This window comes from Serratia sp. J2 (genome assembly GCF_046269175.1).
GTDB lineage: Bacteria > Pseudomonadota > Gammaproteobacteria > Enterobacterales > Enterobacteriaceae > Chania > Chania fonticola_C.
In genome coordinates this window covers 124,083-137,492 of the sequence record NZ_JBKABN010000018.1, presented here as the reverse complement: position 1 = coordinate 137,492, position 13,410 = coordinate 124,083, and the positions used below count along the sequence as shown (strand labels likewise).

Sequence of the window (13,410 nt, the reverse complement as noted above, 5' to 3'; positions counted from 1 at the left end):
CCACGGGGAGAGGGGGCTGCAATAGCGTTGTGGTCAGGGGCAGGAGTCTGTCTGCGGTATGCTTGGTGACTGGTAATAAGGGGGCTGTAGTCCGGTGCTGGAGTTTATCAGTGGCACATTAAAATTTGCCCTATGCGAGATGGAGTTATTGCGGTGCCGAGGCCAGTTACTGACGTTAATTTGTAGCACATTCAGTCCCCTCTCCCTGTGGGAGAGGGGCTGCAATAGCGTTGTGGTCAGGGGCAGAAGTCTGTCTGCGGTATGCTTGGTGACTGGTAATAAGGGGGCTGTAGTCCGGTGCTGGAGTTTATCAGTGGCACATTAAAATTTCCCCTATGCGAGATGGAGTTATTGCGGTGCCGAGGCCAGTTACTGACGTTAATTTGTAGCACATTCAGTCCCCTCTCCCTGTGGGAGAGGGTTAGGGTGAGGGGCGTCACTTTACGTATCCTGATGTATTTCTTTGCCTAATTGGCGGATATAGCGGGAAATGCCACTCATCGACAAAGTGATAAATCTTTCACATAAGTCGTTGGTGACATCCAAGAAATTCTATCGCATGTGAAATAACCATCATGTTTAAGTTTGTAGTTCACATACAGGGATATAGGAAAACTAAAAACTAATGATGCGAACGCTATCATGATTAAATACTTACTGATTACCATGTTATATTTTGGTTGCCTGTCAAAAATAAAGAAAAAAACAGAGCAAGAAAAAGTATAGAGTATCAAAGGCGTTGCAAAAAAGCAGACAAATATAGAGGCTGAAAATGTTATTTTATCCTTCATTAATATCAATGAGATAATGTGGCTGCAAATCAATATCGATAAGCATATAAATATAATCAGTAATGCCGTTGCTCCTAATATTTTCCAAAATCGATTATTTACACTCATCTTCTTAACCCATTGAGGATATATTGAAAGTTTGCTTCTGGTGTTCTTGGTTTTACCTTCAATCGCTTAATGCTTTCTCTAAGCCGATAGAGTCAAGAAACTCATGTTGGGGTTTTAGCTGGTTGATCCCGACATTACCCTTCAGGAAATCCCCCATATAGCCTTCCCAACTTGGGTTGAAATTTTTATCTGACATGATCTCACTCCATTGATAGTTCTAAGCTTTCCACTCCATTGAAAAATAAACTCTAGCACTATTGGTAAGCATTGTGAATGAGTATAACTTAATGCGGCGTTCTGCTATTGTCTCAGCCACATAATCAGCCCCTATAGGATCGCAGATGGACTGCCGTGCCGACTGTGGTGCCTGCTGTATCGCACCTTCGATTTCCAGCCCGATCCCTGGTATGCCCAACGGCAAACCGGCCAATACCCGTTGCATCCATCTGGACCAGCAACTGCGTTGTGGAATATTTCATTCGCCGCTGCGGCCCAAAGTCTGCGGCAGCCTGCAGGCCAGCCGTGAAATGTGCCACGATCGCCGTGATGAGGCGCTGATCTATCTTGCCAAGTTGGAGGTGGATACCGCGCCTTGAACGTCCTTCAGCCGCCACAGGCATAGCACCGCACCCAGGACCATCGCCAACGCAAAGTAAAATACCGCGTGATAACTCCACATTTCAGCCACGACCCCGGCGATCGAACCGGCAATAATCCAGCCAACGCGGGTGGTATTGGTAAACAGCGTGGTGGCCGCCCCGGCCTGGCCGGGCATCAAATCCTGGAAATAGAGCATACCAATCCCCGCCAGCACCCCGATAAACAGCGCATTCAGCAGTTGCAGGGCGATCAGTTGCCAAGTACCGGTTATAAACAGTAGCCCGGCATAGAACAGCACCCCGGCAATCACCGCACAACGCATCAGGAAGCGCTTGCCAAAGCGTTGGGCCACCATGCCTGCGAGCAACATGGTCGGGATTTCCAGCCCGGCAGCGGTACCCATCAGTATTCCCGTCAGTTTTTCCGGTAACTGCAGTTCCCGCACCATGTACAGCGGCATATTGATCAAATACATGCTGTTGGCCGTCCACATTAACGTGCAGGCCATAAACAGCAATAACGTATCCCGGCGGTTCTGGCGGGGGGCTTCCAGCGTCGCCCCGCCAGTACTCTGCACTTTTGGCATGGAGGGCAACATCTTCCATACCAGCGCTCCGCAGAGAATAAAGGCTGCGGCGGCGGCCAGATACATCACCTTAAAACCAAACCCCAAGGCCAGGGCAAAGGCGATCGGTGGGCCAATCACCCAGGCCAGCGAAACCTGAGCACGCAGGATAGAACTGAACATCACCGTTCCCCGGCCGGTGTGCTCGGCATGTTCTCGTGCCAGGGCAAACATCTGTGGGTTGGCGGTCGAGCCGAAGCTGCTCAGCAACACGCCGACGAACAGCAGCAGGTAATAGTTACGGTTCCAGGCGAACAGCGCACAAGCCAAGGCACCCAACATGCAGCACAGAAAGATCAGTGATTTGCGATCGCCCCTCTTATCTGAGCGGCTGGCCAGAAACTGGCTGACCAAAATGCCGATCACCGCGCTGCCGGTAAAGAACAGCCCGACCATCGTTGGCCGTACGTTCACTTCGGTGGAGAGGAACAGACTCAGCGTGGGCGTCTGTAAGGCACCGGCAATCCCGGTGAGAAAAGCCACGACCAGAAATGCCAACGACGTTAAATCGGGCAAGTGTCGTGTCGCCGCAGTTGAAGTACGCATAAGCTGAATGAATAGCCAAAGAGAAGGGAGACGCGCGCATAATACGCTCGTTTAAAAAAAACAAAAACCTGTTTCAATCAAGGAATAGGTAACTAGTTGGTATCTGTCGGCAGAAAAAGAGCAGGGTGATGTCACCATCACCCTGCGCTGGTGGCTAGCGGTTATGCGCCAGCAGGAACGTCGTGCGCGGTGTTCTTCAGCACTTCGCCCTGATATTTCTCAATTTCCAGCTGTGCCATCTGGCCGCAGTTGCCCTGTGCCAGGTTGGATGAGCCAATATCGAAAGTCAGGCAGTTAACGTTGCCGTTCTTACAGATCGACCCCGGCGTTGACGGATCGGCCGGATCGTACCAGGCACCTTCGCTGATCCGCACCGCACCCGGGCGCACGTCTTCACTGACAATGGCACCAACCAGGATCTGCCCACGGTCGTTAAACGCCCGCACCAGGTCGCCGTTGGTGATATTGCGCGATTTGGCATCCTCTGGATGGATCAAGATCGCTTCACGGTCGGCCACCGCATACTTCTTACGCAGCGGCGTGTTGTCGAGCTGTGAGTGCAGGCGGTTGGTCGGGTGCGCGGTATTCAGTGACAGCGGGTATTTGGCTGCCTCTGGGCCACGATACCATTCATGCGGCGGCATCCAGGTTGGAATACCTTTGCAATCCAGATACTCCATCTTCGAGATGGCATCGGAGTAGATCTCAATCTTGCCTGAAGGAGTCCCCAAAGGATTAAGCAGCGGGTTTTCACGATAATCGGCGAAACGTACCCACTGTTTGTTTTCCTGCGGGATCGGGAAACGAATGTAGTTGTTCGACTCCCAGAACATGTCAAACGGCGGCAGGGCAACGCGGGCGGCGCGGGCCTGCAACTTCATGTCGTCGTACATGCCTTTCAGCCACTGGGTTTCGTCTTTGCCTTCGGTAAAGGCATCCAGCACGCCGAGCTTGGCGGCCAAAGCGGCGAAGATGTCGAAGTCGTTGCGTGACTCATGCTGCGGCGGCACGCACTGATGCATCGGGAAGACGTACAGCTGCGAGTAGTCACCGCCCATCTCCAGATCGTTACGCTCATAGCTGGTGGTCGCGGGCAGCACGATATCCGCATGCTTGGCGGTCGCCGTCCAGTACGGTTCGTTAACCACGATGGTTTCCGGGCGCTGCCAGGCTTTGACCAGATTGTTGGTGTCCTGATGCTGGTGGAAGGTATTACCACCGGCCACGTACACCATCTTCACGTCTGGGTAAGTGACATCGGTCCCATTGAAGTGAATGGTCTTGCCTGGGTTGGTCAGGCATTCGGCGATACGAGCCACCGGGATTGGCGTTGGTGAATTTTTCGGTGCATTCCCCGCAGAGATACCGGAGAGGATGCCGCCTTTGGCCGTTGGGCTGCCGCCGGAAGAGTAGTGATAGCTGAAGCCAAAGCCGCCGCCTGGCAGGCCGATCTGGCCAAGCATGGCCGCCACGGTCACCAGTAACCAGTGCTGTTGCTCACCGTGATGCTGACGCTGGATCCCCCAGCCGCCCATGATCATGGTGCGCTGTTTCGCCATATCGCGCGCCAACTGGCGCAGCACTTCGGCATCGACGCCGCTGATATCGGCAGCCCACTCGGCCGTTTTCGGCGTGCCGTCGGTTTCACCCAGCAGATAGGCCTGGAACTTGTCGAAGCCTACGGTGTAGGTTTTCAGGAAGTCCGGGTTATGCAGCTTTTCGGTCAACAGGGTGTGGGCGATACCGATCAGCATCGCGCTGTCGGTATACGGACGCGGAGCGATCCACTGTGCGCCGACATATTTGGCACTGTCGCTGTGCACCGGATCGATGCTGATGATGCGGGTGCCTTTCTTCTTCAGCGCCTCAAAGCCGGTCTGGCCGACGTGGTCGGGTATGTTCCAGCTGTTTTTCAGCGTAACCATCGGGTTACAGCCCCACAGGATCACCAGTTGGCTGTTGTCGATGACGTTTGGCCAGGCGGTTTGCTGTTCGTAAACCTCCATTGACCCCATCACGTGCGACATGATCACCTGTGCAGCACCGGTAGAATAGTCACCGGCGTAGCCAAGGAAGCCGCCGCTCAGGTTCATCAGGCGTTGCAGCAGGGTACGGCTGTTGTGCAGCATGCCCACGCTTTTCCAGCCGTAAGAACCGGCATAGATCGACTGCGGGCCGTGATCTTTTTGCAAACGGACGATTTCGTTACCGACCAGATCAATCGCTTTTTCCCAGCTGACGCGCACCCATTCATCGTTGCCGCGCAGCTCGGTGCGGCTGCCAGGGCCGCCTTCCAGCCAGCTTTTACGTACCATTGGGTACTTGATACGGTTTTCCGCATGCACCTGGTGGGGGGCCATGGTGATCAGATCGTTCGGGTAAGGATCGTCTTTGACCGGTAACACGCCGACCATTTTTCCGTCTTGCACGATGGCTTCAAATGCGCCCCAGTGCGCCCCGGTCAGGATGCCTTTCTGCGCCTGACGTAAGGCCACAAATTGTGGCAATGCCTGGCTGATGGCTTCCGCCAACGCCGATTTAGGCCACAGACCCGCAAATAGAGGCACGGCGGCCAGGGCGCTGGCACCGGTCAGGAAACGACGGCGGCTCATGGCCAATGGTTGTTGTTGGTACTTGCTCATTTCGCTTCTCCCTTAACTTTTGGCCGGTGTGGCAGGTTGCATATCGCTGGCATGTTTCTGAACGTACTGCGTCAGAACGCGCAGTTGTTCTTGTGACAGCGAGGTGCGAGGTGCCATACCTTTAATCACGCCGATCCACTGGTTGGCGTTGAAGCGATCAAGGGCGGTCAGGCCGTGGCAGCCGGTACAGTTGGCGGACATCATATCGGCGGTGTAACGCCAGATTTTCTGCTGATCGTCGATCAGTTGCTTACGTGGCAACCACACTTGCAATGAAACCTGATGCCAGACCAGGCCAGTTTCGGCGTCGGTCATAGTGCTGCCGGTTTTCAGCAGTTTGCGCGCGTCTTCGCCCAGCAGGACGCTAAGGATACGTTTACCTTGCGCAGCGTAGAATACTTCGCTGACGCCATCCTGTTGCCAGCCGCTGACGTCAACCAGCACCTTGTCACCTTCCTGTTTCACGACGTGAACTTCGGTTGAAGGCATCAGGTTACCGGCATTATGCGTATCGTCGGCTTTCAGGAAGAACGGTTCGGTAGCGATGGTAAACAGCGTGGTCGCTGTTGGAGAAGTTTCCGCCGCGGCTTTCGCCAGTTCGGCAGCGCCGGCCTGTGCGGCACCGCTCATATCCGGCAGGATATGCGCAACGCCCTTGTGGCAGTCGATACAGGTTTCGCCTTGCTTGATGGCCACCGGGTGTTGAATTCGGGCTTCAGGACGCTGGGCAGTGATATCCATGGCATCGAAGCTATGGCAAGAACGGCAGGTGGCCGAATCGTTTTCTTTCAGCGTTTTCCACACCGATTGCGCCATGGCCAGCTTATGGGCTTCGTATTTTTCCGGAGTGTCGATTTTGCCGGTCATTTCGCCGTAAATGTCTTTCACCGCGCGGATCTTGGTCCACAGGTAATCGAGCGGCTCATGAGGGACGTGGCAATCGGCGCATTCAGCGCGGATCCCCTTGGCGTTCTGGAAGTGGACACTGCCTTGATATTCGGCCAGAGGTTGTTGCATGGTGTGGCAGGAGACACAGAAGGCGGTATCGCTGGTTTTATGGAAGACCGTTGCGGTCCCTGCCAGCAGTGCGGCACCGAGAATAATCCCGATCACCAAAATCCAAAGCCATCCCCACCGGCGTCGCTTTTCAAAGCCAGCTTGTTTTTTGCTCATATTGAACCCACTTATAGTTATGAAATACCAAGGAAAAACTTGCCAAAAAGGTTTCGACACCAGGTCAAAAACACCTGGATAAGTATAGGTATTTTCGCAAAAGAAACCTAATACCTTAGGGGTATTTACAGTGAAAAGTAGAGTGATTGAGCAATAAAGTAGCGTTATATTCTGATTTATATAATGCGCTACTTGAGATGAGCAGAGGAGAAATGACAGGGAATAACGTCACAATATAGGCAGATATACCTGTTGGCTTAACCATAGGTGGATCGCCGTTCTGCTCGCTTCAAAATGGGGCTCCGGCAGGTCGTGCGGGGAACACCAGCGCCATTCGGCACATTTTTCCGGCTCTTTCAGCTCGGCTTCCCCTCCTGGATGCTGAACCAGCATACAGATCGACACCGTATGTTTTCCCTCTGCCCGCCAGGTTTGCAGATTATTGCTGATGCCAATAAAGGTTGGCGGAGCTATCTGCAAACCGGTCTCTTCGGCGATTTCGCGTTGGGCACACTGCTCAAAGGTTTCCCCCGCGTCAAGATGACCCCCGGGGATCGACCAAAAAGGGGCATGGGTGCTGCAGCGTTTCCCCAGCAGGATTTGCCCTTGAGCGTTAACGATTATGACCCCGATACCGGTGGCAACCATGTTGTTATCTTCCTTCAGCACTGTTTCAGCACAGTATGCCATTTTCCCCTTCACATGGGGGCTTTAGCCAGAAAAGTGTGCGTAAGGTCAAAAAACTATCACGTCGAGATCGAGAAAACTTGCTTTCGGTGATAGCTGCTCACACACTCATTGAAACGTTTCAGCGTCATCGATGGCCTGGTTAGGCGATGGGTAACGCTCCTTTTTCTTAACTTGGCTGAAACGATTCAATTCAGCAGGAGAGGAGAACCATGTTCCAGTTGTCACAGCAAGATATTCACCTGGGAGCTGCCGCTAGCGGCAAACAGGAAGCCATCCGGCAGGTAGCGGCAGCGCTTACCTCTGCCGGATGCGTCAGCGCCGCCTATGTTGACGGCATGCTGCAGCGCGAGCTGCAAACCTCTACTTATCTGGGCAACGGCATCGCCATTCCACATGGCACTACAGATACCCGCGATCTGGTGCTGAACACCGGTGTTCAGGTATTCCAGTTTCCACAGGGTATCGAGTGGGGCGAAGGCCAGACGGCCTATGTGGTGATCGGCATTGCTGCGCGTTCTGATGAACACCTGGCATTACTGCGTCAGCTCACGCACGTGCTCAGTGATGACAGCGTCGCCGAACAGCTGGCAAAAACGACTTCAGCCGAAGAACTGCGCAGTTTGCTGATGGGCGAGAAGCTGTCGGCTGAATTCAAGTTTGATGCCTCACTGATTGCTCTTGATGTGGCCGCCGATTCGCTGATGACGCTGCAAGCTTTGAACGCGGGCCGTCTGCAAAAAATCGGAGCGGTTAACGCCCAGTTTGTCAGCGATGTGATCACCCGCAAACCGCTGAATCTGGGGCAGGGTATCTGGTTGAGTGACAGCACCGAAGGCAACCTGACTAGCGCCGCCACCGTCAGCCGCCCGGCACAGGCGTTTGATGAAGAAGGCGAAAAGGTCGCGCTGTTGCTGACCGTCGCCGTCGCCGATCAACAACCGCTGACGGTGCTGAACTACTTAAGCGATCTGTTAGTGAGCCAAAAAGCTGAACGCTTGCTGAACGCCGATGCGGTGAGCGTGCTGGCGTTACTGACCAGCGAAGTAGCCGAAGAGAGCGCGGTTCTGAGTGCGGAATACGTCGTGCGCAATGAGCATGGCCTGCATGCCCGCCCAGGCACTGCGCTGGTCAACGTAATCAAACAGTTCTCCAGTGAAATTACCGTTACCAATCTCGACGGTAGTGGTAAACCGGCTAACGGCCGCAGCCTGATGAAGGTCGTGGCACTGGGAGTGAAAAAAGGTCATCACCTGCGCTTTACCGCTAGTGGTGACGATGCTGAAGCCGCGCTGAAAGCCATCGGTGAAGCCATCAGTGAAGGTCTTGGCGAGGGTGCAGCATGAGCAGAAGAGTAGCAACCATAACCCTGAATCCGGCTTACGATCTGGTGGGCTTTTGCCCGGAGATCGAACGGGGCGAGGTTAACCTGGTAAAAACTGCCGGTCTCCATGCGGCAGGTAAAGGGATCAACGTTGCCAAGGTACTGAAAGATTTAGGTATCGACGTCACCGTTGGCGGTTTCCTTGGTAAAGACAACCAGGATGGTTTCCAACTGCTGTTCAGCGATTTGGGGATTGCCAACCGTTTCCAGGTGGTCCCTGGGCGTACACGTATCAACGTTAAGCTGACGGAAAAAGACGGTGAAGTGACCGATTTCAACTTCTCCGGTTTTGAAGTGACGCCGCAGGATTGGGAACGCTTTGTGGTGGATTCCCTGAGCTGGCTGGGCCAGTTCGACATGGTGGCGGTCAGCGGTAGCTTGCCTGCCGGGGTTGCACCGGAAGCGTTCACCGAGTGGATGACCCGCCTGCGTGCGCAGTGTCCGTGCATCATTTTTGACAGCAGCCGTGAAGCGCTGGTGGCCGGGCTGAAAGCCTCGCCGTGGTTGGTAAAACCTAACCGTCGTGAACTGGAAATCTGGGCAGGCAAAGCCTTGCCGAAGTTGGAAGATGTGGTGGAAGCCGCTCACGCCCTGCGTGAACAGGGCATTGCCCACGTGGTGATCTCACTGGGTGCCGAAGGCGCGCTGTGGGTTAACGCCTCTGGCGCCTGGATCGCCAAACCGCCAGCCTGTGAGGTGGTCAGCACCGTGGGTGCCGGTGATTCCATGGTCGGCGGCCTGATCTACGGCCTGCTGATGCGTGAATCCAGCGAACATACCTTGCGCTTGGCCACTGCCGTGGCTGCTCTGGCAGTGAGCCAGAGCAACGTTGGCATCACCGATCGCCCGCAGTTGGCCGCGATGATGGCGCGCGTCGATCTGAAACCCTTTAATTAATCGCAGGAGTCAGAATGAAAACGCTGCTGATGATAGACAGTTCGCTCGGGCAGGCTCGTAGCCACCTGGCGAAACGCATGCTTGAGGCCGCTGCGGCCAAAACCGGCCTGACGCTGGTTAACACGGCCAACGAGGCTGAACTGGTGGTGGTAGCGGGTGTTGCTGCACCTGCTGACGCTGAGCTGAACGGCAAACAGGTTTATATCGGTGATGTGGAACACGCGGTGCGTGAACCTGAAGCCTTCCTGGCCACAGCACAGGCGCAAGCCAAACCGTATCAGGCTCCGGCCCAGGCGGTAGCACCGGCAAAATCTGCCGGTCCGAAACGCATTGTTGCCGTTACCGCTTGCCCGACCGGCGTTGCGCATACCTTTATGGCGGCCGAAGCCATCGAGAGCGAAGCCAAGAAACGTGGCTGGTGGGTGAAAGTGGAAACCCGTGGCTCCGTCGGTGCCGGGAATGCAATCACCCCAGAAGAAGTGGCTGCGGCCGACCTGGTGATTGTTGCGGCCGATATCGAAGTGGATCTGGACAAGTTTGCCGGCAAGCCAATGTACCGTACCTCGACCGGTTTGGCGTTGAAGAAAACCGCGCAGGAACTGGATAAGGCACAGGTAGAAGCCGAGATCTTCCAGCCGCAAAAAAGTGGCAGCACCGCGAGCTCAGGCAAGAAGAAAGAGAGCGCAGGGCCTTATCGCCACCTGCTGACCGGCGTGTCTTACATGCTGCCGATGGTGGTGGCGGGCGGTCTGTGCATCGCGCTGTCGTTCGTGTTTGGTATCAAGGCGTTTGAAGTCAAAGGTACGCTGGCTGCGGCGCTGATGCAGATCGGTGGTGGTTCGGCCTTTGCGCTGATGGTGCCGGTTCTGGCTGGCTACATTGCGTTCTCCATTGCGGATCGTCCAGGCCTGACTCCGGGCCTGATTGGCGGTATGTTGGCGGTCAGCACCGGTGCGGGTTTCCTTGGCGGTATTATTGCCGGTTTCCTGGCGGGTTACGTGGCCAAGGCCATCAGCGGCAAGCTGCGTTTGCCACCGAGTATGGAAGCGCTCAAGCCGATCCTGATTATTCCTCTGGTTGCCAGCCTGATCACCGGTTTGATCATGATTTACGTGGTGGGCACGCCCGTCGCCAAGATCATGGTTGGCCTGACCAACTGGCTGCAATCGCTTGGCACCGCCAACGCGGTACTGCTGGGCGCAATCCTCGGTGCGATGATGTGTACCGATATGGGCGGCCCGGTTAACAAGGCGGCCTATGCCTTTGGTGTGGCGTTGTTGAGTTCTTCAGTCTACGCACCGATGGCGGCGATTATGGCGGCAGGTATGGTGCCACCGCTGGCGATGGGGCTGGCGACCATTCTGGCTCGTCGCAAGTTCGAGAAGTCCGAGCAGGAAGGGGGCAAAGCCGCGTTGGTGTTGGGCCTGTGCTTTATCACTGAAGGGGCAATTCCGTTTGCCGCCCGTGACCCGATGCGCGTTCTGCCGTGCTGTATCGCAGGTGGTGCTTTGACCGGTGCGCTGTCGATGGCCTTCGGTGCAAAACTGATGGCACCACACGGTGGTCTGTTCGTGCTGTTGATCCCAGGTGCTATCTCGCCGGTGCTGCTGTATCTGCTGGCGATTGTGGCGGGTACTCTGCTGGCGGGCGTAGCCTATGCGGTTCTCAAACGCTCTGAAGCGCCGGTAGCCACGGTCGCGTAACGACAACCACAAAATAAAAAACCGGCATCTGAAAAATGCCGGTTTTTTTATGTCTGCAGAAAAATTACTGCTGCGCTTTCAGCCAGGCAATTTCCTCGGCCCAGATATCCGGGTTCACCGTCTCCAGGATCAGCGGGATATTATCAAAGCGCGGGTCGCGCATGATATAGCTGAACACGGTCTTACCGATATTGCCTTCACCCAGGCTGTGGTGGCGGTCAACGCGGCTGCCAAACTCGCTCTTGGCATCGTTAAGATGCATACCGCGCAGGTAGTTAAAGCCCACCACGTCGGCCAACTCTTTAAACGTCTTCTGGCAATCCTCTTCGCTACGCAGATCGTAACCGGCGGCGAAAGCGTGGCAGGTATCAATACAGACGCCGACGCGGCTCTTGTCTTCTACACCGTCGATGATCGCCGCCAGATGTTCAAATTTGAACCCCAGATTGCTGCCTTGCCCGGCGGTATTCTCGATCACGGCGGTGACGCCCTGGGTTTTATCCAGCACGATGTTGATTGACTCGGCGATCCTTGCCAGGCATTTATCCTCATCGATCTGCATCAGGTGGCTGCCTGGGTGGAAGTTCAGCAGCGTCAGCCCCAGTTGCTCACAGCGTTGCATCTCGTCAAGAAATGCCTCGCGGGACTTCTCCAGCGCCTCCGTTACCGGATGGCCGAGGTTAATCAGATAACTGTCGTGCGGCAGGATCTGCCCTGGGCCGTAGCCGTACTGTGCGCAGGCACTTTTAAACTTGTCTATCACGTCGGCAGGCAGCGGGGCGGCCTTCCATTGACGCTGATTTTTAGTGAACAGGGCGAATGCGGTCGCCTCTAATTCGTGTGCGCGGATCACGGCCTGATCTACGCCGCCAGAAGCGCTGACGTGTGCACCGACAAACTTCATTTTCATTCTCCTGTGTTAACGCTGCCATTATGGCATTGATAAGCGAAGGATTGAATGGCGGGGGCAAAACAAGCAGGCCCGAAAGCTCGGGCCTGAAGAGGGGGGATCACAACAGGTGCTGCACCAACAGGTTGATTGCACCGCCGCCAACGATCAGCCAGACGAACAGCAGCGTCGCCAGCAATATGGGCTTCACACCGGCCTGACGTACCGCGCTAATGTGGGTGGTCAGCCCTAAGGCGGCCATTGCCATGGCCAGCATCCAGGTGTCGATGGTGATCAGATGCTGTACCAGCGTGGCCGGGATCAGGTTGAACGAGTTCAGCCCGGCAACGGCGATGAACAATACGGCGAACCACGGAATGGTGATGGCCGATTTTTCACTCTTGCTGCCGCTGCCGCTACCGGCCCGGCGGCTGATATAGCCAGACAGCAACAGCAGGAACGGGGCCAGCATCATGACGCGGATCATCTTGGCGATCACCGCCGCGTTTTCCGCATCCGGGCCGATGGCATGGCCAGCAGCAACCACCTGAGCCACTTCATGGATTGTCGAACCTGCGTAGATGCCGAAGGTTTCCTGCGTCAACGGCAGCCATTGGAAGTGCTCATTCAGTTGATACAGCCACGGATAGGCAAAGATCGCCAGCGTACCAAACACCACTACGGTAGAGACTGCGACGGCAACCTTGCTGGAGTCCGCCTTCAGCACCGGCTCGGTGGCCATTACGGCTGCGGCTCCGCAGATGCTGCTACCGGCACCGATCAGCATGGTGGTTTGGCTATCGAGGCCGAACACTTTTTTACCCAACCAGCAGGCCAGCAAGAAAGTGCTGCTCAGGGTCAGGGCATCGATAATGATCCCGCTGGCCCCCACGTCGGCAATTTGCTGGAAGGTTAAACGAAAGCCATAAAGAATGATCCCCAGGCGCAGCAGCCGCTGTTTGGCCAACTGTACGCCGGTGTGGCAGCTAGGCTGCAACCAGGGATAAAGAGTGTTGCCAACCAGGATGCCGAACAGGATCGCCAGCGTTAGAGCGCCTAATCCCAACCCGGCAATCCAGGGTACATCGCCCGCCCAGACCGAAAACGCGGTCAGCGCGCCGGTCAGCAGTAAGCCTGGTATCAACCGGGGTAGTCCAAACAGGGGAAAACGCTGTTCGGGATAGGGTTGAGTGCTGTGACTCGCCATGATTATTCTGTCCTCTGCTAAATTCCTGAGTGCAATGATAAAAGCAGGTGACCTAAAAGAGAAATTGATTATATATTTATAACCTATCGGAATAAGTGGTTTATCGCCTGGACGGTTCGGCTACGTCGCCAAGCCTAATCCTGTAAACGTGATAACCT

General features: G+C 55.3%; 12 protein-coding genes. 4 read left to right on the top strand and 8 right to left on the bottom strand.

All coding sequences use genetic code 11. From position 1 onward, the window contains the following. Positions 1 to 497: 497 nt before the first annotated feature. Positions 498 to 791 (bottom strand): DUF1240 domain-containing protein, encoded by a 294-nt coding sequence (locus tag ACKWMY_RS18760; protein WP_409486807.1) that lies wholly within the window; start codon positions 789 to 791, stop codon positions 498 to 500. Between the two features lie 166 nt (positions 792 to 957). Further along, a complete protein-coding gene (locus ACKWMY_RS18755; protein ID WP_196061529.1) occupies positions 958 to 1,095 on the bottom strand; it encodes a hypothetical protein in 138 nt (45 codons plus the stop codon). Positions 1,096 to 1,240: 145 nt separating this feature from the next. On the opposite strand from ACKWMY_RS18755, the gene ACKWMY_RS18750 reads away from it, so the two are divergent. Then, positions 1,241 to 1,495 carry a YkgJ family cysteine cluster protein gene (locus ACKWMY_RS18750; RefSeq protein ID WP_024528054.1) on the top strand — a complete coding sequence of 85 codons (255 nt, stop codon included), beginning with the start codon at positions 1,241 to 1,243 and terminating at the stop codon, positions 1,493 to 1,495. On the opposite strand, the gene ACKWMY_RS18745 is transcribed toward ACKWMY_RS18750, so the two are convergent. The 4 genes from ACKWMY_RS18745 to ACKWMY_RS18730 form a co-directional block, all read right to left on the bottom strand. Further along, positions 1,459 to 2,670 (bottom strand): sugar efflux transporter, encoded by a 1,212-nt coding sequence (locus tag ACKWMY_RS18745; protein WP_409486804.1) that lies wholly within the window; start codon positions 2,668 to 2,670, stop codon positions 1,459 to 1,461. The two genes, ACKWMY_RS18750 and ACKWMY_RS18745, sit on opposite strands and share 37 nt — an antisense overlap. 161 nt (positions 2,671 to 2,831) lie before the next feature. Further along, positions 2,832 to 5,312 (bottom strand): trimethylamine-N-oxide reductase TorA, encoded by a 2,481-nt coding sequence (torA, locus tag ACKWMY_RS18740; protein WP_409486803.1) that lies wholly within the window; start codon positions 5,310 to 5,312, stop codon positions 2,832 to 2,834. A gap of 12 nt (positions 5,313 to 5,324) precedes the next feature. Further along, positions 5,325 to 6,485 carry a NapC/NirT family cytochrome c gene (locus ACKWMY_RS18735; RefSeq protein ID WP_024528057.1) on the bottom strand — a complete coding sequence of 387 codons (1,161 nt, stop codon included), beginning with the start codon at positions 6,483 to 6,485 and terminating at the stop codon, positions 5,325 to 5,327. 228 nt (positions 6,486 to 6,713) lie between these two features. Beyond that, positions 6,714 to 7,175: an NUDIX domain-containing protein gene (locus tag ACKWMY_RS18730; protein WP_390901820.1), complete on the bottom strand. Its 462-nt coding sequence runs from the start codon at positions 7,173 to 7,175 to the stop codon at positions 6,714 to 6,716. Between the two features lie 209 nt (positions 7,176 to 7,384). Here ACKWMY_RS18730 and fruB point away from each other — a divergent pair, with 209 nt between their 5' ends. From fruB to fruA, 3 genes are read left to right on the top strand one after another with little or no spacing between them, the layout of a single operon-like run. Next, entirely contained in the window at positions 7,385 to 8,518 is a 1,134-nt protein-coding gene (fruB, locus tag ACKWMY_RS18725) for a fused PTS fructose transporter subunit IIA/HPr protein (protein ID WP_409486802.1), read from the top strand. Beyond that, positions 8,515 to 9,453 carry a 1-phosphofructokinase gene (gene fruK, locus ACKWMY_RS18720; RefSeq protein ID WP_065683219.1) on the top strand — a complete coding sequence of 313 codons (939 nt, stop codon included), beginning with the start codon at positions 8,515 to 8,517 and terminating at the stop codon, positions 9,451 to 9,453. The genes fruB and fruK overlap by 4 nt, the downstream gene beginning before the upstream one ends. Before the next feature lie 14 nt (positions 9,454 to 9,467). Then, positions 9,468 to 11,156: a PTS fructose transporter subunit IIBC gene (gene fruA, locus ACKWMY_RS18715; RefSeq protein ID WP_065683220.1), complete on the top strand. Its 1,689-nt coding sequence runs from the start codon at positions 9,468 to 9,470 to the stop codon at positions 11,154 to 11,156. A 64-nt stretch (positions 11,157 to 11,220) separates the two neighbouring features. Here fruA and nfo read toward each other — a convergent pair whose 3' ends face one another. After that, positions 11,221 to 12,060 (bottom strand): deoxyribonuclease IV, encoded by an 840-nt coding sequence (nfo, locus tag ACKWMY_RS18710; RefSeq protein WP_065683221.1) that lies wholly within the window; start codon positions 12,058 to 12,060, stop codon positions 11,221 to 11,223. 106 nt (positions 12,061 to 12,166) lie between these two features. After that, entirely contained in the window at positions 12,167 to 13,252 is a 1,086-nt protein-coding gene (locus ACKWMY_RS18705) for a YeiH family protein (RefSeq protein ID WP_199063462.1), read from the bottom strand. Between the last annotated feature and the right edge of the window lie 158 nt (positions 13,253 to 13,410).